Annotated in this window: 19 protein-coding genes and 1 riboswitch; of the genes, 4 read left to right on the plus strand and 15 right to left on the minus strand. The window is 58.4% G+C overall.

Annotated elements, in window-relative coordinates:
• Positions 1 to 3 precede the first annotated feature (3 nt).
• Positions 4 to 1062, plus strand: coding sequence for a D-TA family PLP-dependent enzyme (locus AC1Q5O_RS16345; RefSeq protein ID WP_492564311.1), 1059 nt, complete (start codon positions 4 to 6; stop codon positions 1060 to 1062).
• Here AC1Q5O_RS16345 and AC1Q5O_RS16350 read toward each other — a convergent pair.
• Positions 1059 to 1766 carry a DUF3053 family protein gene (locus tag AC1Q5O_RS16350; RefSeq protein ID WP_492564313.1) on the minus strand — a complete coding sequence of 236 codons (708 nt, stop codon included), beginning with the start codon at positions 1764 to 1766 and terminating at the stop codon, positions 1059 to 1061. The two genes, AC1Q5O_RS16345 and AC1Q5O_RS16350, sit on opposite strands and share 4 nt — an antisense overlap.
• A gap of 349 nt (positions 1767 to 2115) precedes the next feature.
• On the opposite strand from AC1Q5O_RS16350, the gene AC1Q5O_RS16355 reads away from it, so the two are divergent.
• Complete coding sequence (locus tag AC1Q5O_RS16355) at positions 2116 to 2538, plus strand: hypothetical protein (protein ID WP_464664741.1); 423 nt, start codon at positions 2116 to 2118, stop codon at positions 2536 to 2538.
• 76 nt (positions 2539 to 2614) lie between these two features.
• Positions 2615 to 2809 (plus strand): hypothetical protein, encoded by a 195-nt coding sequence (locus AC1Q5O_RS16360; protein ID WP_492564316.1) that lies wholly within the window; start codon positions 2615 to 2617, stop codon positions 2807 to 2809.
• 2 nt (positions 2810 to 2811) lie between these two features.
• Here the strand turns inward: AC1Q5O_RS16360 and AC1Q5O_RS16365 are convergent, their stop codons facing one another.
• From AC1Q5O_RS16365 to AC1Q5O_RS16385, 5 genes are all read right to left on the minus strand, one after another.
• Complete coding sequence (locus AC1Q5O_RS16365) at positions 2812 to 3573, minus strand: ABC transporter permease (RefSeq protein WP_288192161.1); 762 nt, start codon at positions 3571 to 3573, stop codon at positions 2812 to 2814.
• Positions 3570 to 4496: an ABC transporter ATP-binding protein gene (locus AC1Q5O_RS16370; RefSeq protein ID WP_346306191.1), complete on the minus strand. Its 927-nt coding sequence runs from the start codon at positions 4494 to 4496 to the stop codon at positions 3570 to 3572. The genes AC1Q5O_RS16365 and AC1Q5O_RS16370 overlap by 4 nt, the downstream gene beginning before the upstream one ends.
• A 222-nt stretch (positions 4497 to 4718) precedes the next feature.
• Complete coding sequence (locus tag AC1Q5O_RS16375; RefSeq protein ID WP_492564318.1) at positions 4719 to 6908, minus strand: TonB-dependent siderophore receptor; 2190 nt, start codon at positions 6906 to 6908, stop codon at positions 4719 to 4721.
• A gap of 171 nt (positions 6909 to 7079) precedes the next feature.
• On the minus strand, positions 7080 to 7961 hold the full coding sequence (locus AC1Q5O_RS16380) for a helix-turn-helix domain-containing protein (protein ID WP_492564320.1): 882 nt from the start codon (positions 7959 to 7961) through the stop codon (positions 7080 to 7082).
• Between the two features lie 227 nt (positions 7962 to 8188).
• Positions 8189 to 9415 carry an MFS transporter gene (locus AC1Q5O_RS16385; protein ID WP_492564322.1) on the minus strand — a complete coding sequence of 409 codons (1227 nt, stop codon included), beginning with the start codon at positions 9413 to 9415 and terminating at the stop codon, positions 8189 to 8191.
• Between the two features lie 131 nt (positions 9416 to 9546).
• Between AC1Q5O_RS16385 and AC1Q5O_RS16390 the strand changes: the two genes are divergently transcribed.
• Positions 9547 to 10374, plus strand: a complete 828-nt coding sequence (locus tag AC1Q5O_RS16390) for an AraC family transcriptional regulator (protein ID WP_223614644.1) — start codon at positions 9547 to 9549, stop codon at positions 10372 to 10374.
• A 59-nt stretch (positions 10375 to 10433) separates the two neighbouring features.
• Here the strand turns inward: AC1Q5O_RS16390 and AC1Q5O_RS16395 are convergent, their stop codons facing one another.
• From AC1Q5O_RS16395 to hemP, 9 genes are all read right to left on the minus strand, one after another.
• On the minus strand, positions 10434 to 12536 hold the full coding sequence (locus tag AC1Q5O_RS16395; protein WP_492564325.1) for a ricin-type beta-trefoil lectin domain protein: 2103 nt from the start codon (positions 12534 to 12536) through the stop codon (positions 10434 to 10436).
• A gap of 247 nt (positions 12537 to 12783) precedes the next feature.
• Entirely contained in the window at positions 12784 to 16560 is a 3777-nt protein-coding gene (gene metH, locus AC1Q5O_RS16400) for a methionine synthase (RefSeq protein ID WP_492564327.1), read from the minus strand.
• A 191-nt stretch (positions 16561 to 16751) separates the two neighbouring features.
• A complete protein-coding gene (locus AC1Q5O_RS16405; protein ID WP_492564329.1) occupies positions 16752 to 17891 on the minus strand; it encodes a ribonucleotide-diphosphate reductase subunit beta in 1140 nt (379 codons plus the stop codon).
• 53 nt (positions 17892 to 17944) lie between these two features.
• A complete protein-coding gene (locus tag AC1Q5O_RS16410) occupies positions 17945 to 20824 on the minus strand; it encodes a ribonucleoside-diphosphate reductase subunit alpha (RefSeq protein ID WP_492564331.1) in 2880 nt (959 codons plus the stop codon).
• Positions 20825 to 20932: 108 nt separating this feature from the next.
• Positions 20933 to 21143, minus strand: a riboswitch (cobalamin riboswitch).
• Positions 21144 to 21193: 50 nt separating this feature from the next.
• Positions 21194 to 21985, minus strand: a complete 792-nt coding sequence (locus AC1Q5O_RS16415; RefSeq protein WP_492564332.1) for a heme ABC transporter ATP-binding protein — start codon at positions 21983 to 21985, stop codon at positions 21194 to 21196.
• Positions 21986 to 21987: 2 nt separating this feature from the next.
• Complete coding sequence (locus AC1Q5O_RS16420; protein WP_492564334.1) at positions 21988 to 23109, minus strand: FecCD family ABC transporter permease; 1122 nt, start codon at positions 23107 to 23109, stop codon at positions 21988 to 21990.
• Entirely contained in the window at positions 23106 to 24017 is a 912-nt protein-coding gene (locus AC1Q5O_RS16425; protein WP_492564336.1) for a heme/hemin ABC transporter substrate-binding protein, read from the minus strand. The genes AC1Q5O_RS16420 and AC1Q5O_RS16425 overlap by 4 nt, the downstream gene beginning before the upstream one ends.
• A gap of 10 nt (positions 24018 to 24027) precedes the next feature.
• Entirely contained in the window at positions 24028 to 25086 is a 1059-nt protein-coding gene (locus tag AC1Q5O_RS16430) for a hemin-degrading factor (protein WP_492564337.1), read from the minus strand.
• Positions 25087 to 25110: 24 nt separating this feature from the next.
• Entirely contained in the window at positions 25111 to 25251 is a 141-nt protein-coding gene (gene hemP / locus AC1Q5O_RS16435) for a hemin uptake protein HemP (protein ID WP_223614931.1), read from the minus strand.
• Positions 25252 to 25321: the final 70 nt, after the last annotated feature.

The raw sequence follows: 25321 nt of genomic DNA on the forward strand, positions 1-25321 counted from the left end.
GAATTGAAACTGTCCGACCTTGATACGCCTGCCGTCCTGATCGATGTGGACCGGGCCGATGCCAACCTGCAGCGCTTCCAGGCCTATGCCGATGCGCATGGGCTGCGCGTGCGCCCGCATATCAAGACGCACAAGCTGCCGCGTTTTGCCAAACGGCAGGTGGAACTTGGCGCTGTCGGCATCACCTGCCAGAAGCTGGGCGAGGCCGAGGTGATGGCCGATGCCGGTTTGACCGACATTTTCATTCCCTACAATATCATCGGCAAAGCCAAGCTCGACCGGCTCGTTGCCCTGCACGGACGGATCACGCTTGCGGTGACGGCGGACAGCGCCGCAACCGTCAGCGGTCTTGCCGCGGCCTTTGCCGGCTCGGCGAAGCCGCTCGAGGTTCTGGTGGAATGCGATACGGGCATGGGTCGCTGCGGCGTGCAGACACCCGATGACGCGGTTGCGCTGGCGAAAGTGATCGCCGCCGCCGACGGTCTTCGCTTTGCCGGTTTCATGACCTATCCGAAAGCGGGTGGCGTGCAGGAGAACCAGGCATGGCTGGCAGCGGCAAAGCAGAAAGCGGTCGATGCGGGACTTGATCCGCGCATCATCTCCAACGGCGGTTCGCCCGATATGTGGCGCGCTCACGAGGTGACGGCGGCCACCGAACATCGGCCCGGCACATATATCTATATGGACCGGTTTCAGGTGGCAAAGAATGCCGGCACCTGGGACGATTGCGCCCTCACCGTTCTGGCAACCGTGGTCAGCCGCCCGACGGACAATCGCGCGGTCATCGATGCCGGCTCAAAATCGCTGTCGAGCGATACGTTCGGCATGGAAGGGTTCGGGCGGATTGTCGAATTTCCCGATGCGGTGATCACCTCGCTTAGCGAGGAGCACGGGACGATCGACGTGTCGGCGTGCAAACCCAAGCCGCAGATCGGTGACCGGGTGCGGATCATTCCCAATCACGCCTGCGTGGTCTCCAATCTGTTCGACAGCGTGGTGCTGATATCAGGCGACGAGGTTGTCGACATTACCCCCGTCGCCGCGCGGGGCCGGGTCGGCTAGTTTCCGTAGATGGCCGCGCGCATTTTCCGCTGCGCGTCGGACATCGCCTGCCCCTTGGCATTGACCTGATCGAGCAGGATGTTCAACTGCGCCTGGATGGTGGGATCCGACACTTCGAACATCGAGCCGGAGATGGTGATCTTGTCCCTGTTCTGATCGACGAAATCGACAACCTTCAGGAGGATGTCGAAGGTCTCGCTTGTGGCCGGAAAGATTTCCTTGTAGGTGTTGGCGAGATTGCTCACGGTCTTTTCATAGGCCTTGTCGAAGACGGGCTTGAGGTCTTCCGGCTGCTTCAGCGCCGCATGGGCCCTGTCGGCGACGCTCTGTTCTTCATCCATGGTCGTGCGCAGCATGCTGAGGCCGGCATAGGCGGACTTGATATCATCCTTGCGGTTCATGGCATCGTCGATGGAGGTGATTGCGCCTTTGGCAGCAAGCGCTTCCATGGGTTTGCTGATCTTTTCGTTCATCGCCGCATGAAAATCGGTGATGATCTTGTATTGTGCTGCATAACTGCCAAGAGACTTGGTTTCTTCCGTGGTCAATTGCGGGACGCTCACGCCCTTCTTGTCGACAATGCGCGTCTGCAGAAAGTCGATGAATGCCTTGCGCTGGGTGGCCTCGTTGTCCGAACAGGCGGAGATCGAGAAGGCCATGAACACGGTCATCACAGCCGCAATGGCAAAACGGAATCCTGGCATTTTGTTATTTTCCTTTTCTTCTTCTTGACGTCCGCTCAGGCAAGCGGCCTGAACGATAGGGCCTGTCGGCCTTGTTGCTCCCTGTGGTGCTGCAGAAATTGGGCGCCAGCATGGGAAGAGTGGCATTTCCCTCAAAATTGATCGGATCGCTGGGTAGGGCCTAGTGCAGAAAGATATGTTGCACAACCGTGACGGGCGCCGTCAGGCATGTTTTCCAGAAGCAATGGAAACTGCGTGAGGCCGGGGCCGAACCATCTTGCGTGGCGGACCGATCGTTCAAGGCTCCGATTGTGGCCGCTTCCGATTGGCCATAGAATGCCATGCGTTAGGGCCGGAGGAAGGAATTGTCATGGAGGAAGATGCTGCTGAGTTTGCTCATCGTTTGCGACATCGCGCAGTAACCTATGGGGTCCTGACCTGCGTTCTTATGGTGGCAACGTCGCTCATCGCCGACAAGGGCGGCGCTGTGCTTGCCGGCCTGTGGCCCCTGATGATGATGGGCGGGCTCATCACCCTGTTGCTCACCGGCTACCTCCTGTTTGATGCCGCTCTGTTTCGCTTCATCGCCTCGCATGAGGATGAACTGGACGGGTGCAAGGCCCTGGACGACATGCTGGCGCGGATGCGGCTGCGGTCCCGTCCGGAAAAGACGCGGCCGTTGCAGGCCAGAATATCAGGAACCAAGAGCGTTCTGGTGAAATTGCATATCGCCTTTGCCGCGTTTGTCACCCTGTTCGTGGCACTCGTTGTCTATGGATTCTGGGGGCACTGAAGGGACTCGACTCCCGGCGGGTCTTTCCTGCATCATGCAGGCCTTCGCCAGAGCTTATGCGTGCGGGACACGGGGAATGCGTATGGGGCCAACTGTAAAGGTGTTGTTCAAGCAGCCTGTTTTACCAAGCGGCCCGGCAGATGTCGTCGAGCCTGATCCGGCCCGCTTTGCCGTGCTGAAGCCGGAAGAAATCCCGGCGGCCTTCCTTTGCGCCGAGGAGCGCAATCATACGACGGATGATCGCGATCCCTTCCAGCGCTGGGAAGAATAGGCCTAGCTTTTCAGCCTGTACCCCGTTTTGAACATCCAGCGCACAATCAGAATGCAGACGATGAGGAACACCAATGTCATGGCAAGACTGGTTCCGATGTGCACATCGGACAAGCCGTAAAAACTCCAGCGAAAGCCGCTGATGAGATAAACGACGGGATTGAACAGGGTGACCGTGCGCCAGAACGGCGGAAGCATGTCGATGGAGTAGAAGCTGCCGCCCAGGAACGTCAGCGGCGTGACGATCATCAGCGGCACCAGCTGCAGCTTTTCAAAGCCGTCGGCCCATATGCCGATGATGAAGCCGAACAGACTGAATGTCACCGCAGTGAGCACGAGAAACAGCACCATGACAAAGGGATGCTCGATCCGCAACGGCACGAACAAGGCGGCCGTTGCCAGAATGATCACGCCGAGAATGATTGATTTCGACGCCGCCGCGCCGACATAGGCGATGACAATCTCGAAATAGGACACCGGTGCCGACAGCAATTCATAGATGGTCCCGGTGAATTTGGGAAAGTAGATACCGAAGGACGCGTTGGAAATGCTCTGCGTCAGCAGCGACAGCATGACCAGTCCCGGTACGATGAACGCACCGTAGCTGACGCCATTGATCTCGGGAATGCGCCCGCCAATGGCCGAACCGAAGACGACAAAGTACAGGCTGGTGGAAATGACAGGCGAGATGATGCTCTGCATGATCGTGCGCCATGTACGATGCATTTCAAAGAGATAGATCGCACGGATCGCGTAAAGGTTCATTTGCGTTCCCTCACCAGATTGACGAAGATTTCCTCGAGAGAGCTTTGCTTCGTCTGAATGTCGTTGAACCCTATGCCTGCCTTGTCCAGATCCTTGAGCAGGGAGGCAATGCCGGTTTTGTCCTCATGCGCATCGTAGCTGTAGATCAGCTCGCTGCCGCTGGCGGCCAGTTCGAGCCCGTACTTGGCCAGGGTGTCGGGTACGGCAGAATGCTCTTCCTGCAAATGCAGGCGCAGCTGCTTCTTGCCCAGCGAGCGCATCAGTTCGTGCTTTTCTTCGACCAGGATGATCTCGCCTTTGCTGATGACGCCGATGCGGTCCGCCATCTGTTCGGCTTCCTCGATGTAATGGGTCGTCAGGATGATGGTCACGCCGGACTCGCGCAAAGCGCGCACAACATTCCACATGTCGCGGCGCAGCTCGACGTCGACACCGGCGGTTGGCTCGTCGAGGAACAGGATCTCCGGTTCGTGCGACAGAGCCTTGGCAATCATGACGCGGCGCTTCATGCCGCCGGACAAGGTGATGATCTTGTTGTCTTTCTTGTCCCAGAGCGAAAGGTCTTTCAGGATCTTCTCGACATGGCTGGGTTTGGACGGCTTTCCGAACAGACCGCGGCTGAAACTCACCGTGTTCCATACCGTCTCGAAGGCATCAGTCGTCAATTCCTGCGGCACCAGGCCGATCTTGGTGCGCGCCGCACGATATTCCTTCTGGATGTCATGCCCATCGGCAAGGATCGTGCCGGATGTCGGATTGACGATGCCGCAGATGGTGCTGATCAGCGTCGTCTTGCCGGCGCCGTTGGGGCCGAGCAAGGCAAAGATTTCACCGTGATGAATGTCGAGATTGATGTTCTTGAGTGCTTCAAACCCGGAATCATAGGTTTTATGCAGATTGGAAACAGATATGGCTGAGGACATGGGGTCTATCCGGACGGAATTTTCGGTTGCGACGTCTCCGGTAGAATGAAACAGGAGGCCTGAACCGTCATTGGAAGAATGGTTTTCCTTATATGGTGATCCAAACTGGTTTTCAAACCACCTCCTGACAAAACGAGTCAGGAGGCCCATCAAACAAAACACCCGCCATGCGACATGCATGGCGGGTGTCCGGATGGGCCGTTTTCTACAAGGGCTGTGCAACTACCATTTGGTGTGGGCTGAAAGCGTGATCGTCCGGCCGTCGCCATAACCGCAGACCGCCTCGCCGTCGCAGCCCTTGACATAGGCCTTGTCGAAAAGATTGGTGACATTGAGAGCGACGCCCCAGCTGTCCTTTTCGTAGCGGATAGCGGCATCGAACAAGGTGGCGCCGGGAACCTTCAGCGTGTTGGCCTTGTTGGCGTAGGACTCGCCCTGATAGCGGACCCCTGCCCCGAGATTGACCCCTTGCAGCGGTCCCTGGTCAACCGTGTAATCCAGCCAGAACGCGGCGGACACTTTCGGGACGATTGTCGGCCAGTTGCCGATCAATGCCGGGTCCTCGTCCTTGGTGATCTCCATATCGAGCACGGTCAGCGATGCCAGGGCCATCCAGTTCTGGTCGATGTTGACCTTGCCTTCCAGTTCCAGCCCGGTCGATTTGACCTCGCCCAGCTGCGTGTCGATAAAGGTGCCGGGAATGCGTGAAAGCGCATTCTGCTTGGTGATCTGGAACACGGATGCCGTCAGCAAGCCGTCAACGAAATCCGGGGCGTATTTGACACCCGCTTCGAACTGATAGCCCTCTTCCGGCTTCAGCGGTTCGCCAAGGGTGACGCCAATCACCGGATTGAAGAAGGTTGCCGCGCTGACATAGGGCGTCACGCCGTTGGAGAATTCATAGCCGAGCCCGACGCGGCCGCTGACGGCGCTCTTGTTGTAGTCATAGGTCGGGCCAAGCGGGAAGAACGGGCCTTCGGCGGAATCCGACGCGATGTTGACGTAGTCATAGCGGCCGTTCAGGGTCATCAGCCAGCCATCGCCGAACCGCATCTGATCCTGCGTGTAGACGCCAATCTGGTTCATCTTCAACACCTGATCGAGATAGACGCTGGTCGGGCCCTGCGGGGCACCATAGACCGGATTGCTGGCGCTGATCGGCGTTGCACCGCCCGATGCCTGCACCTGGTCGATCTTGAAATATTTGTAGTCGACGCCGAACAGGAAATTGTGTTCGAGCGCGCCGGTGGTGAATTGCTTCTCGGCCCGGTTGTCCATCAGGAACGTGTCGACCTTCGTATCGTGGTTGAAGCCGATCCGGTAGAGGAGATTGTCGGGTGTTGTCGGCTTCAGACCGCCGCCATAGGGGAAGGCCGGATCAACATAGCCATAGGGATAGGGGCTGGTTTCCTTCTTGTTCTGGTGGCCGTAGCGTACATTCTGGCTGAGCTTCCAGCCATTGTCGAATGTGTGTTCCGCTTCGTAGCCAAACAGATATTGGCGGTTCTGGCCGTCATCGATACCTGGTTCGGTGAAGTTCGCCTTGCGGCTGATCTTGCCGAATGCCGCGTCCTTGACGGTGCCGTAATAAGGCAGGAACCCGCCGCCCGCATGGGTCTGGTCGAGGGCGGAGAACTGGCCGAACACGGTGACTTTTGTGTCGGCTGATGGCGCATAGGTGATCTGTGGCATCAGCGAGCCGCGGAAATCCTTGGCGAAATCCGTCTGCTGTTCGCCGCCTGCGATCCGACCGGTGAAGCGGTAGGTCCAGATGCCGTTTTCATCGAGCTTGTCGCCGACATCGACGCCGAGATAGGCATTGCCGTACTGGTTGACACCCGTCTCGATCCGGCCGAAGCGATCCTTTTCCGGACGTTTGCTCACCATATTGACGATGCCGCCGGGATTGGCACCACCATAGAGAACCGAAGCGGGGCCCTTGAGGACTTCAACCCGCTCAAGCATGAAGGGATCGATCTGGAATCCGCCGAAGCCATAACCGAAGAGCGGCAGGCCATCGAGGAAAACGCCGCTTTGCGTGGCCTGGAAGCCGCGAATGAAAATCCAGTCCGTGTCGGGATCTTCGCCGAAGGGCGCTGCGGTGATGCCTGCGGTATAGCGCAGGGCTTCATCGACTTTCTTGACGCCGCGATCCTGCAGTTCCTGCTGGCCTACCACGGAAACGGACTGGGGAATGGCGGTGATCGGCAGGGCGGATTTCGAACCGGCGGTGGTCTTCTTGGCGACGTAGCCGTTGACGGGGCCGGTCGCCGTGCCGTTGCCGCCATCGATGACGATTTCCTTGAGGACGATGGATTCTTCCGCCATGGCTGCGATTGGCAGAAGCGCAATGCTGAGGGTTGTGCCGGCAAACAGAAGCCCTGCCCGCCGTGTCCGGTTATGTCTTGTCATGTGTCGCCCCAAAAAAACCCAAAGAACAATGACACCGCACGCCGCTGCGCCCGCGCCAGTATCATCGTATGCCTGAAATATTATGACTATTTAACTCAACTATAAATGCGGGTCTTGTCCGAAATCACGGCCGTTGAATGTTTTTGGGCTAAAGTCGCTTGGCGGTAATGCTTATTTCCGGCTGCGTTGCCAGGCGGCCGGCGTGAGGCCGGTGTGCTGGCGGAACACGCGGGTGAAATGCGCCTGATCGGCAAAGCCTGCAAGTTCCGCGATGTGGTTGAGACTGTGGCCGGTCCGCAGCAGCATTTCTTCGATGCGGCGCACGCGCGCGCGCATCTGCCACTGGTGCGGCGGCATGCCGGTCGAAGCCTTGAAGGCATGACTGAAATGCGATTGCGACAATCCGGTCAGATCAGCCAGTTCCTGCAGGCGGACCGCACGCATCCAGTTTTCACCGAGATAGTTGGTGACACGGCGCAGCTGCCAAGGCGCGAGTTTGCTGCGCTTGCGCTCTGCTTTGGCCTTGATGTCGAACAGCAGCGTGAAGACCGAGATTGCCAGGCTCTCGCCATAGAGCGGGTGCAGCGGATCGGGATTGGCACACTCCCCCGCCATGAGATTGGCCAGCGCCAGAATGCGCGGATCGGAAAACATCAGGCGTGGCCGCGTGACCGCGCCAAGATCAATCCTGTCGCCAAAGCGTTTGACCAGTGTTTGGACGTTGAAGTGCAGATCGATGTGGCGGATATGCTTGACCTCGCGGAGGCGGGACCAGAGCGGCATTCCCGCCGGGACATAGCACATCGGATTGGCAACGCCATCGCTGCCGAGATCCTTGCTCTGCGGGTCCAGCCGCACGTTGAACGTGCCGGTGTTCAGACCGTCGAGAACGATGAAAAGCCGGGGATCCCTCGCCTCATACTGACCGCTGGCGTCGGGCGCGCAATTCACGCTGAATAGATCGGCGACAACACCGTCCCAGGCGCGCTGCTGCAAGCCCCCGACGACGGAAAAGCCGTTTATCTTGGTATTCATCTGCGGTTGAAACGTCATTCGATTGGCTTAAAACCATTGGAAATATCAGGCAACGCCAATGATTTGGAACGCTTCCAGAAGGTTTTGCATCAGCTTCTATAATATGAGCAAAGAAATCATCTTTAACCATTGAAATCGTTGAGCCAATTGAAAACGGGCCCGGAACACGCGCGTTCCGGACCCGTTACGACAGAGGGCTGTTATTTCAGCGACTGTCGCCGGATGGCAACAATGCTGCCGCCTGTTTATGCCGGGGCTGCCACGGGCTCGCCCTTCACCTCGCGCATGCTCGGCAGAAAGATGGTCAACAGGCCGAGGAATGGCAGGTAGGAACAGACCATATAGACAAAGTCGATCCCCTTGTTGTCGGCAACGACCCCGAGAACCGCGGCTGCAATTCCGGCCATGCCGAAGGCGAAGCCGAAGAAGATGCCGGCGATCATGCCGACCCGACCCGGCACAAGCTCCTGTGCGAACACCACGATGGCCGGGAATGCCGAGGACAGGATGAGGCCGATGAACACGGTCAGCACGCCGGTCCAGAACAGGTTCGCATAGGGCATCAGCAGTGTGAACGGCAGGACGCCCAGGATCGAGAACCAGATGACGGTCTTGACGCCGACCTTGTCCCCGACCAGTCCGCCGCCGATGATGCCGACAGCAGCAGCGCCGAGGAACAGGAACAGCATCAGCTGCGACTGCTGTACGGTGATGCCAAATTTGTGAATCACGTAGAAGGTGTAGTAGCTGGAGATGCTGGCGAGATAGATGTTCTTGCTGAACACCAGCAGTGTGAGAATGATCAGCGACATCGTTACCTTGCGGCGCGGCAGTTTCAGCGTGCGGCTGACCGGCGGCTTTTTCGCATTGGCGGCGCGATAGCGCTGGTACCAGTTGCCGACCTGATAGAGGACGATCATGCCGATCAGTGCCGCCGCCGAGAACCAGGCGATGCTCTGCTGGCCGTGTGGCAGGATGATGAACGCTGCAAGCAAAGGTCCGAGCGCCGTGCCGAAATTGCCACCGACCTGGAACAGCGACTGGGCGAGGCCATGACGTCCGCCGGATGCCAGGCGCGCGACGCGCGAAGACTCCGGATGGAAGATGGACGAGCCAATGCCGATGAAAGCGGCGCCGATCAGCAGCATCGAATAGTGCGTGGCGATCGACAAGAGGCCGAGGCCAACCAGCGAAAAGCCCATGCCGACCGGCAGGGAGTAGGGCATCGGGCGCTTGTCGGTATAGGTGCCGACGACAGGCTGCAGCAGGGACGCTGTAACCTGAAAGGTGAGCGTCAGCAGGCCGATCTGCTTGAAGTCGAGTCCGTAGTTGGTCTTGAGCATCGGATAGATGGCCGAGAGCATGGACTGCATCATGTCGTTGAGCAGATGGCAGAAGCTCACGGCAAAGATGATGCCGAAGGCAGTTATTTCAGCGGAAGAGCGCTGTGCGGGCAGGGATGTATCGGTCATATCGGGCGTTCCATCGGAAAATGAGGGTGTTGATTGCGTGCTTCGCGTCACCCTTCCCTTCCCTGATATACCTGTTGCACAAAACCTGCCTTCGTGGTTTGGTCTATTTCTTTCGCAAGTGGGCCAAGCCGATGCTCTATCTGAAATTTCCCGAGATGAGTTTCCACGCCAGGGATTTGGGGCGTGTGCATCTGCAGCGGCTGGAATGGCTTGAGCAATCGAAGGGCGATGTGGTTGCCGGATTGGCGCACTATCCCACGGGGTGCCATGTTCCGGAGCATCAGCACAGCCTGTCGCAACTTCTGCACGCGATGACCGGGGTTGTCATGGTCTCCACCAAGTTCGGCCGCTGGATGGTGCCGCCGCATCATGCGCTATGGCTGCCGGCGGGCGTGCGGCATGCGGTGGATATGCACGGCGATGTCGCCATGCATTCGATCTATGTCCGTCCCGATGCCGTTGAAGGATTGAAGAACCATCTGCACGTGGTTGCTCTGACCCCGCTCATGGATACGCTGATCCGGGAGGTTGTCGCTTCTCCGTCCGACGAGCAGGCGAGCCCGCGCACCACATTCATGATGGGATTGCTGCTGCACGAGATTCCCAAGCTGGAAGAGCGCCCGCTCGGCCTGCCCTTCCCCGATGATACCAGGCTGGCGGCGCTGTGCCGGGGTTTTCTGCAAGACCCTTCGCCCCGCACCAATATCGACAACTGGGCCGATCGCCTCGGCATGAGCCGCCGCACCTTTACGCGTTTTTTCCGGCGCGAGACGGGTTTGAGCCTGTCGACCTGGCGCCAGCAGGCATGCCTGCTGTCCGCCTTGCCGCGTCTGTCCGGAGGTGAAGCGGTAACCAGCGTTGCGCTCGATCTCGGTTACAACAGCGTTCCCGCCTTTACCACCATGTTCAAACGCATGCTGGGCGCCCCTCCCCGTAATTATCTTCATTCGGCGGCGTGATTGCATGCACCAGCATTTCCTGAGCGCCATCTTTCCGATGGCGCTCAGGGAGACTTGGATTATCCCGGAGCGCCCGGTGCTGACCAGATTTGGTTGACGTGATTTTTCGATCCGGCACACTGATAAGGAGCTACCGGGTTGTTCTCGACAAATGGGCCACCATAAATGTCCACACACTGTCGCGTCGCATTTGGGCTAAGCACCGCGTCAGATGGCTCCAAGGCCTCATTGGCAAGGGAACCGTTCAAGTAGTACGAGAAGTCCTGATCATCAGTATGATAATATATACTGTCGTTTTCGCCGATCTTGCACTTAGCAAGGCCGAACGTGTTACCTGCAGCCATGGATAAACACAGATCCGTATCTGCTGCCAGTTTGATGCGATGCGTGGCGATATCACGCGACCAGATTTGCAGGTCGGATCCATTGCATGCGCTGATGGCAAATTTGGCAGTTGCCGTGTCCTTGGACGACACTGTGAGACAAAACCCCGCTTTGCCGCTACTGGCCACGGAATAGATCTGACCGGTGGGTATGACTTTGACCGCTTTGCCATTGCATTTCGCTGCGAGCCAGAACATGGCATTCCCATGAGCCGGAATAGGTCTGGTCCACAACTCATTATTGGGTAGGGCGCCTTCCGGTTCACTATCCCAGAGATTTTTTGCGGAAACCGTGCAGTTTTTTTGCTCCGGAAGGTTGAGGCCTATGAACCGCAGATTGATTTTCTGCGGCTGAAGCTCGGTATTGCTTTTGTTGAGAACGACAACGGCAAGACGGTCATTGCTGAGCGGCTTAACGACAACGTCCATGCCTGTGTCTGGTGCAGGATTCGTTTGATATGCGATATAGCCGCCGATACCGAGTTCATCCTGATCAACGGCGATGATATCCTTGTTTGTCAGAATTTTGAGGGAATCCCTGAGATGCGCAAGGGTTACGCCGGCATCATCCCTTCCCTTCTGTTGATAGTATTCCGTCAAGCGCCGTACATCGGTACTGAGAAGAAGCGGAGCCCCCATGATGGACCATAACGCAAACTGGCTCTTTTCCTCATCGGTGTTCATGCCGTTGTCGCCGATGAGCAACTGATCCGGGTCATTCCAGCTGCCTGGCGCGACGTAACGGGAAAGTGCCACGGCGATATAGAAACTCGGATAGACACCCTTGTCATTGTCACTCGCTCCTGCACTGGATGACCAGGGATTGATCGGCTTCCTGCTTTTTAAATCATATGTGTAGTTCTTAATGTCACCCCCAACGCGCCACATCTGGCCGAGCGGGCGAACCCAATCCATGATTGTGTATTTTTCGGAGTAATTATTGTACATCGAAGCCGGTGCAGATTCTTCAAAAATGATTTTACGAACGTTGTTTTTTGTGGCTTCTGCCAAAGCATCTGACATCGTTTTGAAGAGTTCTTTTTTAGACTCGGTGACAATTTTACTGGGTCGTTCTTCTAATGGCCAATACGAATAGTCGGACGGACCGTCTTTCTTGGTATAGTCGCAGTTATCGTACTTCAGATAGTCGATACCCCATTTTGCGAAAGCAGCGGCATCCTGCTTTTCGTGTCCCGCCGATGCGGGATAGATTTGACAGGTCCGTAATCCGGAACTGCTGTAGAGCCCGGCTTTAAACCCCATGGAATGTAAATATTGAACGTATTGGCTGAGATCAGTATCAAAACCTTTATGTAAGCCGTCAGGCCAATTGCCATAAGTCCAGCCCGACGCGCCTTGTAGAGCTCCATTCTTGTCCCTTGCCCGGTTCATCCAACAATCGTCAACATTGACATATTGATAACCTGCAGCCAGCAGCCCGGAATCCTTTATGGCGCGCGCCTGATCCAGCATGAAGTGCTGGAAGGAATAAGTTTCTGATTTGAGGTCGTCATTCAACGGAGCAGAAATATCTTTCAAAGGAGCAGAGATATCTTTAATTGGCTTAAGTTCCGGCGAATTATCGAGTTTGTCCTGCGCGTTGCATTTGAAACGCGACCAGGTCGTGAATCCCATGGGTGGTTTGGCCGCGAGTTTAGTGACTGGCGATATATGAGTGCTGCCGGATACCGATTGTTGTGCGGCAGCCTGATCGGCAATGTGCCCAGATAGAACCGAACAAAGTAGAAGCACCGACATGTGAGGTGAAATGTTTTTCATTATGTTTCCGTTCTTCAATTGGATCAGATGTAAAAAGGTTGAATAAAAATCGTCTGGTGAGAGAGATTGAAACCGTGAAAATCGATACCAAAAGTCGAGGAATGTAGCTAATTTTCAACTACAGAAGAAACTTAACTTAGAAATGTAATTTTGCAACATATACTAATGTCGTAGAGCGGCCGTTCGGATATTGCTGTGAACGACCGCATATCACCACAATGATGATAATCATCGGCGTATTGCAGGATTATTCCGCCGCCTGAACCCGCGGGGCCGGAACATAGTTGAGGATCGGACCGAGCCAGCGCTCGACTTCATCGACAGGCATTGCCTTGCGCTCCGAATAATCCTCGACCTGGTCGCGCTCCACCTTGGCGACGCCAAAGTAGTAGGATTCCGGGTGGGCGAGATAGACGCCCGAAACCGACGAGCCCGGCCACATGGCGTAGCTTTCAGTGAGGCGCACGTTGATCTGCCTTTCCGCGTCGAGCAGGCTGAACAGAGTATCCTTTTCCGTGTGATCGGGTTGCGCGGGATAGCCGGGTGCCGGGCGGATGCCGCGATAGGGCTCGCCGATCAGTTCATCTGGCTTCAAAGTTTCATCCGGCGCATAGCCCCAGAATTCCTTACGCACCCGTTCATGCATCAATTCGGCAAAGGCTTCGGCAAACCGGTCGGCAAGGGCCTTCACCAGAATGGACGAATAGTCGTCATTCGCCCGCTCGAACCGTTCGGCAATGGCGATTTCTTCTATGCCTGCCGTCACGACGAAACCGCCGATGTAATCCCCTTTGCCGCTGGCAACAGGTGCGACGAAATCCGACAGGGCGACATTCGGCCGGCCATCGCGCTTCGACAGCTGCTGGCGCAATGTATAGAGTGTGGCCAGCTCTTTCTGGCGCCCCTCGTCGGTGAACAGGCGGATATCATCGCCGACGGTTCCCGCCGGCCAGAAGCCGATGACGGCCTTCGGATTGAACCACTTTTCATCGATGATCTTGGCCAGCATGGCCTGCGCGTCGGCAAACAACTGCCGCGCCGCCGCGCCCTGATGTTCGTCTTCGAGAATGGCGGGATAGCGGCCCTTCAGCTCCCATGTCTGGAAGAATGGTGTCCAGTCGATGTAGCGCGACAGTTCGGCAAGGTCGTAATTTTCGAACACCCGCGTTCCAAGGAAGGACGGCTTCGGCGGTTCATAGCCCGACCAGTCGATTCTGTGGGCATTGGCGCGGGCCTTTTCCAGTGACAGCCGCTGCTTGTCCGCTTCGTTGCGGGCATGGGTCTCGGCAACCCTGGTATATTCGCTACGGATGTTATCGACAAAGCCGCCCTTGGTATCCGGCGAGAGAAGTTGGGAGACGACGCCGACCGCACGGCTCGCATCGGTGACATAAACCGTCTGGCCCTTGTGATAGCGCGGATTGATCTTCACCGCCGTGTGCACGCGGCTGGTTGTTGCCCCTCCGATCAGAAGCGGAATATTGAACCCTTCGCGCTCCATCTCGGACGCCACATGCACCATTTCGTCGAGCGACGGCGTGATCAGGCCGGAGAGGCCAATGATATCGACATTCAGCTCTTTTGCCGTTTGCAGAATCTTGGTGGCGGGCACCATCACGCCGAGATCGATGATCTCGTAATTGTTGCAGGCGAGAACGACGCCGACAATGTTCTTGCCGATATCATGCACATCGCCCTTGACAGTAGCCATCAGCACCTTGCCGGCGCTTTCGCGTTCGCCCGTGCCGCCATTGGCCAGCTTCTCCGCCTCCATGTGCGGCAGGAGCAAGGCCACGGCCTGCTTCATCACGCGGGCGGATTTGACCACCTGCGGCAGGAACATCTTTCCCGCACCGAAGAGATCGCCGACGACATTCATGCCCGCCATCAGCGGACCTTCGATCACATGCAGCGGCCGTTCGGCCGCAAGCCGCGCCTCTTCCGTGTCGACGTCGATGAATTCGGTAATGCCATTGACGAGCGCATGGGAAATGCGCTCCGCCACGCTCCATTCGCGCCAGGCGAGGTCACGCTCGCGCGCTTCCTTGCCGGCCGATCCCTTGTAACGCTCGGCCAGATCCAGCAGCCGTTCCGTCGCATCGTCGCGGCGGTTGAGTACGACGTCTTCGCAGGCTTCGCGCAGTTCCGGATCGATGGATTCATAAACCGCCAGCTGTCCGGCGTTGACGATGCCCATGTCCATGCCGACCTGGATCGCATGATAAAGGAACACCGCGTGCATGGCTTCGCGCACAGGCTCGTTGCCGCGGAACGAAAAGGACAGGTTCGAGATGCCGCCGGAGATGTGGACATGCGGCAGCGTTTCGGTGATCTGGCGTGTCGCCTCGATAAAGGCAACGCCATAGCCGTTGTGTTCCTCGATGCCAGTGGCAACCGCGAACACGTTCGGATCGAAGATGATGTCTTCGGGCGGGAACCCGGCTTCCTTGGTCAGGAGTTCGTAGGCGCGGGTGCAGATCTCGACCTTGCGCTCCAGCGTATCGGCCTGACCCTCCGTGTCGAAGGCCATGACCACGACGGCCGCGCCATAGGCGCGCACGCGTTTGGCATGGTGCAGGAAAGCCTCCTCCCCCTCCTTCATCGAGATGGAGTTGACGAGCGGCTTGCCCTGCACGCATTTCAATCCGGCCTCGATGACATCCCACTTGGAACTGTCGATCATGACGGGCACGCGGGCGATATCGGGCTCGGCAGCAATCAGGTTGAGGAACTCGACCATCGCCTTCTCGCTGTCGATCAGGCCTTCATCCATATTGATGTCGATGATCTGTGCGCCATTGGCAACCTGATCGCGCGCCACATCCAGCGCCGTGGCAAAGTCGCCGGCGGTGATCAGCTTGCGGAACTTGGCCGAGCCGGTGATGTTCGTGCGCTCGCCGACATTCACAAACGGAATGTCCTTGGTCAGCGTGAACGGCTCAAGGCCGGACAGGCGCATATGCGTGGAAATTTCCGGGATCTGGCGCGGCGGATATTTGCTGACCGCCTCGGCAATCGCCCGGATGTGATCGGGCGTCGAACCGCAGCAGCCGCCGACGATGTTCAGCAGGCCTTCACTGGCAAAGCCTTCCAGCTGCTCGGCCATCGCTTCGGCGCTTTCGTCATACTGGCCGAATTCATTGGGCAGACCTGCATTGGGATAGGCGCAGACAAATGTATCGGCAACGCCGGAGATTTCAGCCAGATGGGCGCGCATCGCATTGGCGCCAAGCGCGCAGTTCAGGCCGATGGTGAAGGGTTCCGCATGACGCACGGAATGCCAGAATGCCGTCGGTGTCTGACCGGACAAGGTCCGGCCTGAGAGATCGGTGATCGTGCCCGAAATCATGATGGGCAGGGTAATGCCCTTTTCCTCGAACACTTCCTGCGTGGCGAACACCGCCGCCTTGGCGTTCAGCGTGTCGAAGATCGTTTCGATGAGGATGATATCGGCGCCGCCATCCATCAGGCCGCGCACCTGATCCGCATAGGCAATACGCAGATCGTCGAAGGTGACAGCGCGATAGCCGGGATTGTTCACGTCAGGCGAAATGGAGGCGGTGCGGTTTGTCGGTCCGAGCGCCCCGGCCACGAAACGGCGCTTGCCGTCCTTCTGTTCGGCCTTGATCGCGGCCCGGCGGGCAAGGCGGGCGCCATCGCGGTTCAGCTCATAGACAACCTCTTCCATGCTGTAGTCAGCCTGGGCAATGGTCGTGGAAGAGAAGGTGTTGGTTTCGAGAATGTCCGCACCGGCCATGGCATAGGCGTAGTGGATGTCCTCGATGGCCTGGGGCTGCGTGAGAATCAGAAGGTCGTTATTGCCCTGCAGGTGACAGGAGCAGTCGGCGAAGCGTTCGCCGCGGAAATCGTCCTCGTTCAGGCTGAGGCCCTGAATCTGCGTGCCCATGGCCCCGTCGAGAATCAGGATGCGTTCGCGCGCCGCCTTGGTCAGCGCTTCAAACACCTCCGAGCCATCCCGTGGAGCGCCCATGGGACCGAACAGATTATCGACTGCAATATTCATGACTCAAACGCCTCTTGGCCATCTTGGGATGAGAGGCGTAAACTCACATAAAGATATCTTTATGTCAACAAATCAATTCCATTGGCGGCAGATTCTGTCGCAGCTGCGGCGTCCTGTCCCGCCGCAGCCGTGATGCCGCATCAAGCGCGGTCACGCGACGAAAATGTCCTCGAGAGCCAGCATCGTACACATCAGTCCCATGCCAGCGCTCCGCCATTCTGGTATTCGATGACCCGGGTTTCGAAAAAATTCTTTTCCTTCTTCAGATCCATGGCTTCCGACATCCACGGGAATGGATTGTCCGTGTCGGGAAAGACCTGTGTGAGACCGAGCTGGGCGCAGCGGCGGTTGGCGATGAAGTGCATATAGCTTTCGCAAAGCGCAGCATTCAGTCCGAGGAAACCGCGCGGCATCGTATCGCGGCCATAGGACGCCTCGAGCTCTGCTGCATCCCTGATCATCCCGCGCAGTTCTTCGGTGAAGGCTTTCGTCCACAGATGCGGATTCTCGTGACGGATCTGGTTGATCACGTCGATGCCGAAATTCATGTGGATGCTCTCGTCGCGCAGGATGTACTGATACTGTTCGGCAATGCCGACCATCTTGTTGCGCCTGCCAAGCGACAGGATCTGGGCAAAGCCCGTGTAGAACCACATGCCCTCGAAAATGACGTAGAAAGCCACGAGATCGCGCAGGAATTGCTGATCCATCTCCGGCGTGCCGGTCTTGAAATCCGGGTTGTCGAGATTTTGCGTGTGCTTGAGCGCCCATGCCGCCTTGTCGGTGATCGATGGCACTTCGCGATACATGTTGAAGAGTTCGCCCTCGTCCAGCCCGAGACTTTCGACGATATACTGGAATGTATGGGTATGGACGGCTTCCTCGAAGGCCTGACGCAGTAGGTACTGGCGGCATTCCGGATTGGTCAGATGCCGGTAGATGGCAAGGACAATATTGTTGGCAACAAGCGACTCGGATGCCGCGAAGAAACCGAGATTGCGCTTGATCATGCGGCGTTCGTCGTCGGTCAGTCCGTCCCTGGATTTCCACAGTGCGATATCCGCCTGCATCGATACCTCCGTCGGCATCCAGTGATTGTTGCAGCCATTGAGGTACTTCTCCCAGGCCCAATGATATTTGAGTGGCAGGAGCTGGTTGACGTCGGCACGTGAGTTGATCATCGCCTTGTCGTCGACGCGCACACGGCCACCGCCGCGCACGATATCGCCAAGACCCGTGGCATCGGCGGCGGGTGCCTGATCCGGTGCAAGGGCGGGGTGGATGGCGCGGGCCGCATTGGCGGCAGCTTCGGTGTTGGTCCATTCAAGCATGGTCTTTTCCTTCAATTCGTTGCAAAGCATGTGTGGCAGGCGCGGTTGCGCGCTTACTGGCAGGCTTCACAGTCAGGATCATTGATCGAGCAGGCATTGCCGGCCGGTTCCGACAGGATGATCGGTTCGGCAACCGGCTTGGCGGCGACAGCGTTGAGCTTGCCATCCGTGCCTTTCAGCGTGGACTTTTCCACGTGCGAGGCCGAGCGCGAGCGGAGGTAATAGGTCGTCTTCAGGCCGCTGTTCCAGGCGAGGCGATAGAGTTCGTCCAGTTTCTTGCCGCTTGGATTGGCGATATAGAGGTTGAGGGATTGCGCCTGATCGATCCATTTCTGCCGGCGCGAGGCCGCTGCAATCAGCCATGCGCTGTCGATTTCGAACGCCGTGGCATAGAGCGCCTTGAGGTCGGCAGGGATGCGGTCGATCTCACCCACCGAGCCGTCGAAATATTTCAGGTCCGAAATCATCACCTCGTCCCACAGCCCGCGCTGCTTCAGGTCATGCACCAGCGCGGCATTCACGACGGTGAAGTCGCCCGACATGTTGGATTTGACGAAGAGGTTCTGGTAGGCGGGCTCGATAGACTGGGCGACGCCGCAAATGTTAGAAATCGTTGCGGTGGGTGCAATCGCCATGGTGTTGGAATTGCGCATTCCGGTTGTCGTCACCCGCTTGCGCAGGGCTTCCCAGTCAAGGGTGGTGCTGCGATCCATCGAAAGCCTGGCACCCGCCGCCATGCGGGCCTGATCGAGCAGTTCAATGGAATCGATCGGGAGAATGCCTTTTGACCAGAGCGAACCGCTGAAGCTCGGATAGCTGCCACGTTCGCTGGCGAGGTCAACCGATGCCGAAATGGCGTGATAGGAAATGGCTTCCATGCTGAGATCGGCGAAAGCCACGGCCTCGTTGGAGGCATAGGGAATACGCAGAGCCTGCAATGCATCCTGGAAGCCCATCAGCCCGAGGCCGACCGGACGGTGACGCAGGTTGGAATGGCGCGCTTCCGGGATCGTGTAGAAGTTGATGTCGATGACATTGTCGAGCATGCGCATGGCCGTTGCCACAGTGCGCGCCAGACGCTTGAGGTCGAGACCTTCGGCTGCAATGTGATTGGCAAGATTGATCGAGCCGAGGTTGCACACCGCAACCTCATCCTTCGATGTGTTGAGGGTAATTTCCGTGCACAGGTTCGAGGAATGCACCACGCCGACATGACCCTGCGGCGAGCGAATATTGCAGGGGTCCTTGAACGTGACCCATGGGTGGCCGGTCTCGAACAGCATCGTCAAAATCCGGCGCCAGAGATCCAGTGCCCGCACGGTGCGGAAGACACGGATTTCCCCGCGTGCGGCCTTGGCTTCACAGGCCTCGTAGGCGGATTTGAATGCCGCGCCATAGAGGTCGTGCAAATCCGGCATCTCGTCGGGTGAGAACAGGGTCCATGACTCGTCCGCCTCGACGCGGCTCATGAACAGGTCAGGCACCCAGTTGGCGGTGTTCATGTCGTGGGTGCGGCGGCGGTCGTCACCGGTATTCTTGCGCAGATCGAGGAACTCCTCGATGTCGACATGCCAGGTTTCGAGATAGGCGCAGACCGCGCCCTTGCGCTTGCCGCCCTGATTGACCGCGATGGCCGTATCGTTGGCCACTTTCAGGAACGGTACAACGCCTTGGCTTTCGCCGTTGGTTCCCTTGATATGGGCTCCAAGGCCACGCACTGGCGTCCAGTCATTGCCGAGGCCACCGGAATATTTTGCCAGGAGCGCATTGTCCTTCACCGCCTTGAAGATGCCATCGAGATCGTCGGCGACGGTGGTCAGGAAGCAGGAGGAAAGCTGCGGGCGCAGCGTGCCCGAATTGAACAAGGTCGGGGTGGAAGCCATGAAGTCGAACGACGACAGCAGGTCGTAGAATTCGATGGCGCGCGCTTCCCGGTCGATCTCACGGGTGGCGAGGCCCATGGCAACGCGCATCAGGAAGGCCTGTGGCAGTTCGAACCGGATACCACGTGTCTGCTGGAGATAACGATCATACAATGTCTGCAGGCCAAGATACTGGAACTGCAGGTCGCGTTCCGGCTTCAGGGCTGCTGATATTTTCCGCAGGTCGAAGCGGGCGAGTTCCGGATCGAGCAGTTCGGCTTCAATGCCGGCCTTCACATAGGCGGGGAAATAATCGGCATAGCGTTCTGCCATTTCATGCTGGGTCGCCTGTTCGGGCCTGCCGAAGACAAAGCTCAAGGCTTCGCGGCGCAGCTTGTCGAGAAGCAGCCGGGCAGTGACAAATGAGTAGTTCGGTTCGGTTTCAACGAGTGTGCGTGCCGCCAGAATGGGTGCAAGCGATAGTTCGTCGAGGGTGATACCGTCATAGAGATTGCGCTGGGTTTCGCTCAGGATCGGCGCGGCGCTGACCCCCTCAAGTCCTTCGCAGGCTTCATCGATGATGCGGGCGAGGCGCGCCGCATCGAGCGGTGCCCTGGTCCCATCAGGCAGGGTGACGTTGAGGGACGGGCCGGTTGCGGCCACGGGTTCCACCAGTTTTGCGCGTTCTCTCGCGCGTTCTTCCCGGTAGAGCACGTAAGCACGCGCAACCTTGTGGTTTTCGCTGCGCATGAGGGCAAGTTCGACCTGATCCTGCACATCCTCGATGTGGAACAGACGTCCTTCGCTGCTGCGGCGCTTCAATGTTGTCACGATGTCGGCGGTCAAGCCTTCGACGACATCGTGCACACGGCGCGAACCGGCAGCGACGTTGCCTTCGACGGCGAGGAAGGCTTTGGTGAGAGCAACGGTGATTTTCAGCGGGTCGAAGGGTGTGACCGAGCCATTGCGGCGAATGACGCGATAGCCGGGCTCGCTGGATAATGGCAGCAATTCGGCGGGACGAACCGGCGACTGACCGTCGACGCGGGTGGTTTGAAGAGAAAGAGACATGTGCTTATACCCCAAATGTTGGGGGCAAAGGTCGAGCGCACGCGTGCAAGAATCCGATCAGCTTGCGGCCGACCATTGCAAGCGACACACCGGGACACCCCGCCCGTGGACGTTCATCATGTCATGGCAGGTCTCCTGGCTCACAGGTCGGCGCTGGTGTCGGCCTTCCCGAAGCGCGGCTCCAGTGGCATTGTCGACAACAACTCGCTGTTTACAGTTGCGGGGGCAGCGCCGGCCTCAATGTCCAGGACATTTCACCGGCTTCCCTCTTAGCTCCCGGTCTTGCGACTCGGGGAGAACCATAACATCTATATTTAGTATCAAATCGCCATTTTTAGTCAATAGGTGGATGGTGGCATCTTCGCGTGCTCAGAGCACTGCGGATTGCGGCAAGACGAACGGCACGGATTTTCCGGGCAGACCGCCTACCTTGAGCGCACATTCATAGACGCGCAGGATGCGGTCATCCGTCAAGACCTCCGTGGGGGTGCCCACAGAATCGGCCCTCCCCCTGTGCATGACCACGACCCTGTCGGCAAACATGGAGGTGAGGTTGAGGTCATGCAGGATAGCGATGACCCCGCCACCGCGATCGGCAAAGTCGCGGGCAATCTGCATGATGATCAGCTGATGTTTGATATCGAGGCTCGACACCGGCTCATCGAGAAACAGAAAGCGCGGCTGGCCGTCGAGCACCGGCTGCCAGACCTGGCAGAGGACGCGCGCCAGTTGCACCCGCTGCTGCTCGCCGCCGGAGAGTTCCTGATAGAACCGCCCGCCGAAACCCGCGAGGTCAACGCGCTCAAGCGCTTCATCGGGCAGTGTGTCGACGTTGTGGCGCGAAGCACCGGAGCGGCCGCTGGTCATGCCCAGCTTGACGATCTCACGCACGGTAAACGGAAAGGACAGCGAGGTGGATTGCGGCAGGATCGCCCGCATGGTTGCCATCTGCCAGAGCTTCAGCCGGTCGATCGGCGTGCCGTTGATGCTGATGACGCCCTCATGTGGCAGATCACCGGAGAGTGCGCGCATCAGGGTCGTTTTACCTGACCCGTTGGGTCCGACGATAACTGTGAATGCGCCGGCCTGCGCATCAAAGGATACGTCCTCGACAATTCTGTTTCGGCCGAGGGATACGGAGACATTGGAAACACGGATCATGGTCAGAGGTCCAGAATGCCGCGGCGGCGCAGCAATATCCACAGGAAGAACGGTGCGCCGACGGCCGCCGTGACGATGCCGATCGGCAGTTCGGACGGTGCAACGATGGTGCGGCTGACCGCATCGGCAATCAGCAGCAGGCTGGCGCCAAGGAGGGCGGCGGCAGGCAGGAGATAGCGATGATCGGGGCCGATCACGAGGCGCAGCAGATGCGGAACGACGACGCCGACAAAACCGATGCCGCCGCTGACCGCAACCGATGCGCCGGTGGCGGCAGCGACGGTGACAATGGCGATGCGTTTGAACCGCTGTACCGGGATGCCGAGATGGCTGGCCGATGCTTCCCCGAGGGCGAGCCCGTTGAGGCCGCGGGCGAGGAACGGTGAAATGACGAGGGCGAGCGCAATGAGCGGGCCTGATGCGGCGATCTTGACCCAATTGGCTCCCGCCAGCGATCCCAGCCCCCAGAATGTCAGATCGCGCAACTGTTTGTCGTCGGTGACATAGACCAGGACACCGATATAGGCGGCGGCCATGGCGCCGAGCGCAATACCGGCGAGCAGCATGGTGGCGATGGATGTCTGCCCGCGCCGTGTCGCGACGTGGTAGAGGACGAGCGTGAAGATGAGGGCGCCGAAGAAAGCGGCGAGCGGCAAGGCATAGAGACTGAACAGGGCGATCACCGGGGCGAGGAAGGTTCCGCCGAGAACGATGATGCTGACCGCGCCAAGCCCGGCGCCCGCCGAGACGCCGACGATGCCGGGGTCGGCCAGCGGATTGCGGAACAATCCCTGCATGACTGCACCCGATACGGCAAGGGACGCGCCGATCAGCGCCCCGAGAATGACGCGCGGCAGGCGGATATCGTAAATGATGATGCGGTCGCGGACGGAGAGCGCATTGTCTGTGGTATCGGATCCGGCAATCAGGGACTTCACGACGGAGAGGACCGATGCATCGGATGCACCAAAGGCAAGGCTGAAAAGGACTGTGGCAACGAGCGCCACGCACAGGCAGGCAATGACCATGCGCGCAAACGCCGACCGGTCACCATCCGGGCGCAGTCTGCTGCCGCCCTGTGCGGAAGCAAGGACGGCAGGTTTTCTCAAGACGGTCTCACTCATTTGCCGAGTTCGTTGCCGTAAATGGCTTCTGCCAGCTCGTGAATTGCCTTGGGCGCACGCGGCCCGAAGCCCAGCAGATACTGACCACTCATGCGGATGATCTTCTTGTCCTTGCCGGCGGGCGTTGCGGCAATCGCCGCATTGGCAAGAAGGTCGGCATTGTCGGACGCATGGTCACCACCGCGGTCCATGACCAGAATGACGTCGGGTTTGGCCGTGATGATTGCTTCGTCCGTCAATGGCTTGTATCCGGGGTATTCCGTGATCGCATTGTCGGCACCGGCCAGTGCAATGATCCCATTGGCTGCCGTTTTGGTGCCGGAGGCCATGATCTTGCCGCCCTGCGCGCTGAGGACAAACAGGATCCGCTTGCGGTTCTTGATGTTTTTCGTTGCATCTTCAGCCGCCTGCAAATCCTTCTCGACCTGCGATGCCAGCTTTTCGGCTTTCTCATCAACACCGAGGGCTGTGCCCACCACGCGTATTTTCGCCGCGATACTCTTTCCGGTGTAATCTTCCGGCACAAAAACGAAGGGCACGCTGGCCTTCTTCAGGACATCGATGGTTTCCTTCGGGCCGCTGCCTTCCACGGCAATGATGGCTGTCGGGTTGATGGACAGAACCCCTTCGGGGGACAGCGCGCGCATGTAGCCGACATCGGGCAGCTTCTGCGCCGCTTGCGGGTAGGTACTCGTCTGGTCACGACCGACGAGGTGCTGCTCCTCTTCGAGCGCATAGACGATCTCCGTGATGGAGTCGCCGATGGATACCACCCGGCTGGCATCGGGAAGACGCCCGGTGACTTCTTCTGCAGAAGCCATGGCTTGTGCGAAAAGCAATGCCATCAGCCCGGCGAGCGAAGCGGTGAGATGTAGCCTTGCCGGCTTGCTCTGGCGTTTAGCGAACATGGTCATTTCCTTACGCGGCCGAACGCAGGATGCGCGGCAGGTTTTCGACAAGCTGGCGCCAATCTTCCCGTTCGCCCGAGCCTTCATGACGCTTGCCAAAGAACTGAATGATCATTTCCCCTTCGGCGCCGTAGGCTTCGAGCGATGTCACATGACCGTCCTTGGTCGGTTTGCGCACAGCCCACAACTCGGCAATGTGGTCGAGGCGCAGATGCATATGAAAGGTTTCATCGAGGATATTGAGCCAAGGCCCCATCGCCTTGATGTTCGCAATCGGGCCCGAATGAATCTGGATGCAGCCACGATTGCCGACAAAGCACATGATCGGTATCTGCTCCTGCGCCGCATGCTGCATCATGGCGCTCAAGGCGTCGCGATCCAGTGCCCAGGCATAGTCCTGCCCGATTACCTGCACCGCCTGATGGCGCGTCATCTTCAGTGAACGCAGAATGCCGAAGAACTCATGCACATCCTTCATCTGGGTCCAGCGGTCCCGCAGGCCATCCGCATCGAGTTCATGAATTTCCGCAGTCTTCTCCTCGGGCTTCGGCAAGGCAGTCAGTTCGATACTCTGCGACTGGTCGTCGAGGCGCAGCTTGGCGACAAGTGCGTGGTAGGCGTCGAGATCCGAAGCGGGGCGCAGATGGATTTTGTGGATTGCCTCACCGGCGGCATCGAAGAACTGGAGACTGCGGCGGATGAATTCGCCGTCCTGCTTTTCCACTGCAAAGCCGTGCGCCCAGCTGTCGGGAAACAGCCGCAGATCGATCTGCTCGCCCAGCAGCATGGAGGCGTTCTTGCCGACGATGGGCTTGTCGTAGACGCCGATCTTTTCGTGCACGGCGCTTTCGTTGCGCGTCAGCGCCATCACCTCGCCGAGGGTCTGTATCTCGGTCAGGAAGGTCTCGATGCGCGGGGTGATGCGAATGACATTGAGGCCGCAAAAGGCTGCAACCAGATCAGCCTCGGTGATGCCAAGCTGCTGGGCAAGATCGCGCTCGCGCATTTTGGGGTTGTCTGCCCGAGCTTGCCGGATGTCCTGGGGTGCTGGCTTGTGCGTATCAGTCATTGTCTTCGGATGCCTATCAATGCGTTACTTGTTGAGAATGAGTTTGCCCTGGCGGGTGATTTTCAGGCGGTAAAGCGAGCCGGCATGTTCGATGCCGACTTCGTTGGAGCCGTCGAACAGGATTTCGCTGCCGTAAACGCGCATATCCGTTTGCCGGACCGGCATGATTTCGCGTGCGAGCGGGGCCAGCCTCGGAAGCCGGACTTGAAGATCGATGATTTGGCGTCGTGACATT

It is taken from the genome of Phyllobacterium sp. MT110 (assembly GCF_058792715.1).

What these genes read in the sequence shown, in the direction of transcription:
- AC1Q5O_RS16350 (WP_492564313.1), bottom strand. Translation starts at nt 1,766, where the DNA reads ATGCCAGGATTCCGTTTTGCCATTGCGGCTGTGATGACCGTGTTCATG.
- AC1Q5O_RS16370 (WP_346306191.1), bottom strand. Translation starts at nt 4,496, where the DNA reads ATGTCCTCAGCCATATCTGTTTCCAATCTGCATAAAACCTATGATTCC.
- AC1Q5O_RS16380 (WP_492564320.1), bottom strand. Translation starts at nt 7,961, where the DNA reads ATGACGTTTCAACCGCAGATGAATACCAAGATAAACGGCTTTTCCGTC.
- AC1Q5O_RS16375 (WP_492564318.1), bottom strand. Translation starts at nt 6,908, where the DNA reads ATGACAAGACATAACCGGACACGGCGGGCAGGGCTTCTGTTTGCCGGC.
- AC1Q5O_RS16395 (WP_492564325.1), bottom strand. Translation starts at nt 12,536, where the DNA reads ATGAAAAACATTTCACCTCACATGTCGGTGCTTCTACTTTGTTCGGTT.
- hemP (WP_223614931.1), bottom strand. Translation starts at nt 25,251, where the DNA reads ATGCCGGTCCGGCAAACGGATATGCGCGTTTACGGCAGCGAAATCCTG.
- metH (WP_492564327.1), bottom strand. Translation starts at nt 16,560, where the DNA reads ATGAATATTGCAGTCGATAATCTGTTCGGTCCCATGGGCGCTCCACGG.
- AC1Q5O_RS16365 (WP_288192161.1), bottom strand. Translation starts at nt 3,573, where the DNA reads ATGAACCTTTACGCGATCCGTGCGATCTATCTCTTTGAAATGCATCGT.
- AC1Q5O_RS16430 (WP_492564337.1), bottom strand. Translation starts at nt 25,086, where the DNA reads ATGACTGATACGCACAAGCCAGCACCCCAGGACATCCGGCAAGCTCGG.
- AC1Q5O_RS16355 (WP_464664741.1), top strand. Translation starts at nt 2,116, where the DNA reads ATGGAGGAAGATGCTGCTGAGTTTGCTCATCGTTTGCGACATCGCGCA.
- AC1Q5O_RS16385 (WP_492564322.1), bottom strand. Translation starts at nt 9,415, where the DNA reads ATGACCGATACATCCCTGCCCGCACAGCGCTCTTCCGCTGAAATAACT.
- AC1Q5O_RS16425 (WP_492564336.1), bottom strand. Translation starts at nt 24,017, where the DNA reads ATGTTCGCTAAACGCCAGAGCAAGCCGGCAAGGCTACATCTCACCGCT.
- AC1Q5O_RS16420 (WP_492564334.1), bottom strand. Translation starts at nt 23,109, where the DNA reads ATGAGTGAGACCGTCTTGAGAAAACCTGCCGTCCTTGCTTCCGCACAG.
- AC1Q5O_RS16410 (WP_492564331.1), bottom strand. Translation starts at nt 20,824, where the DNA reads ATGTCTCTTTCTCTTCAAACCACCCGCGTCGACGGTCAGTCGCCGGTT.
- AC1Q5O_RS16360 (WP_492564316.1), top strand. Translation starts at nt 2,615, where the DNA reads ATGCGTATGGGGCCAACTGTAAAGGTGTTGTTCAAGCAGCCTGTTTTA.
- AC1Q5O_RS16405 (WP_492564329.1), bottom strand. Translation starts at nt 17,891, where the DNA reads ATGCTTGAATGGACCAACACCGAAGCTGCCGCCAATGCGGCCCGCGCC.
- AC1Q5O_RS16415 (WP_492564332.1), bottom strand. Translation starts at nt 21,985, where the DNA reads ATGATCCGTGTTTCCAATGTCTCCGTATCCCTCGGCCGAAACAGAATT.
- AC1Q5O_RS16390 (WP_223614644.1), top strand. Translation starts at nt 9,547, where the DNA reads ATGCTCTATCTGAAATTTCCCGAGATGAGTTTCCACGCCAGGGATTTG.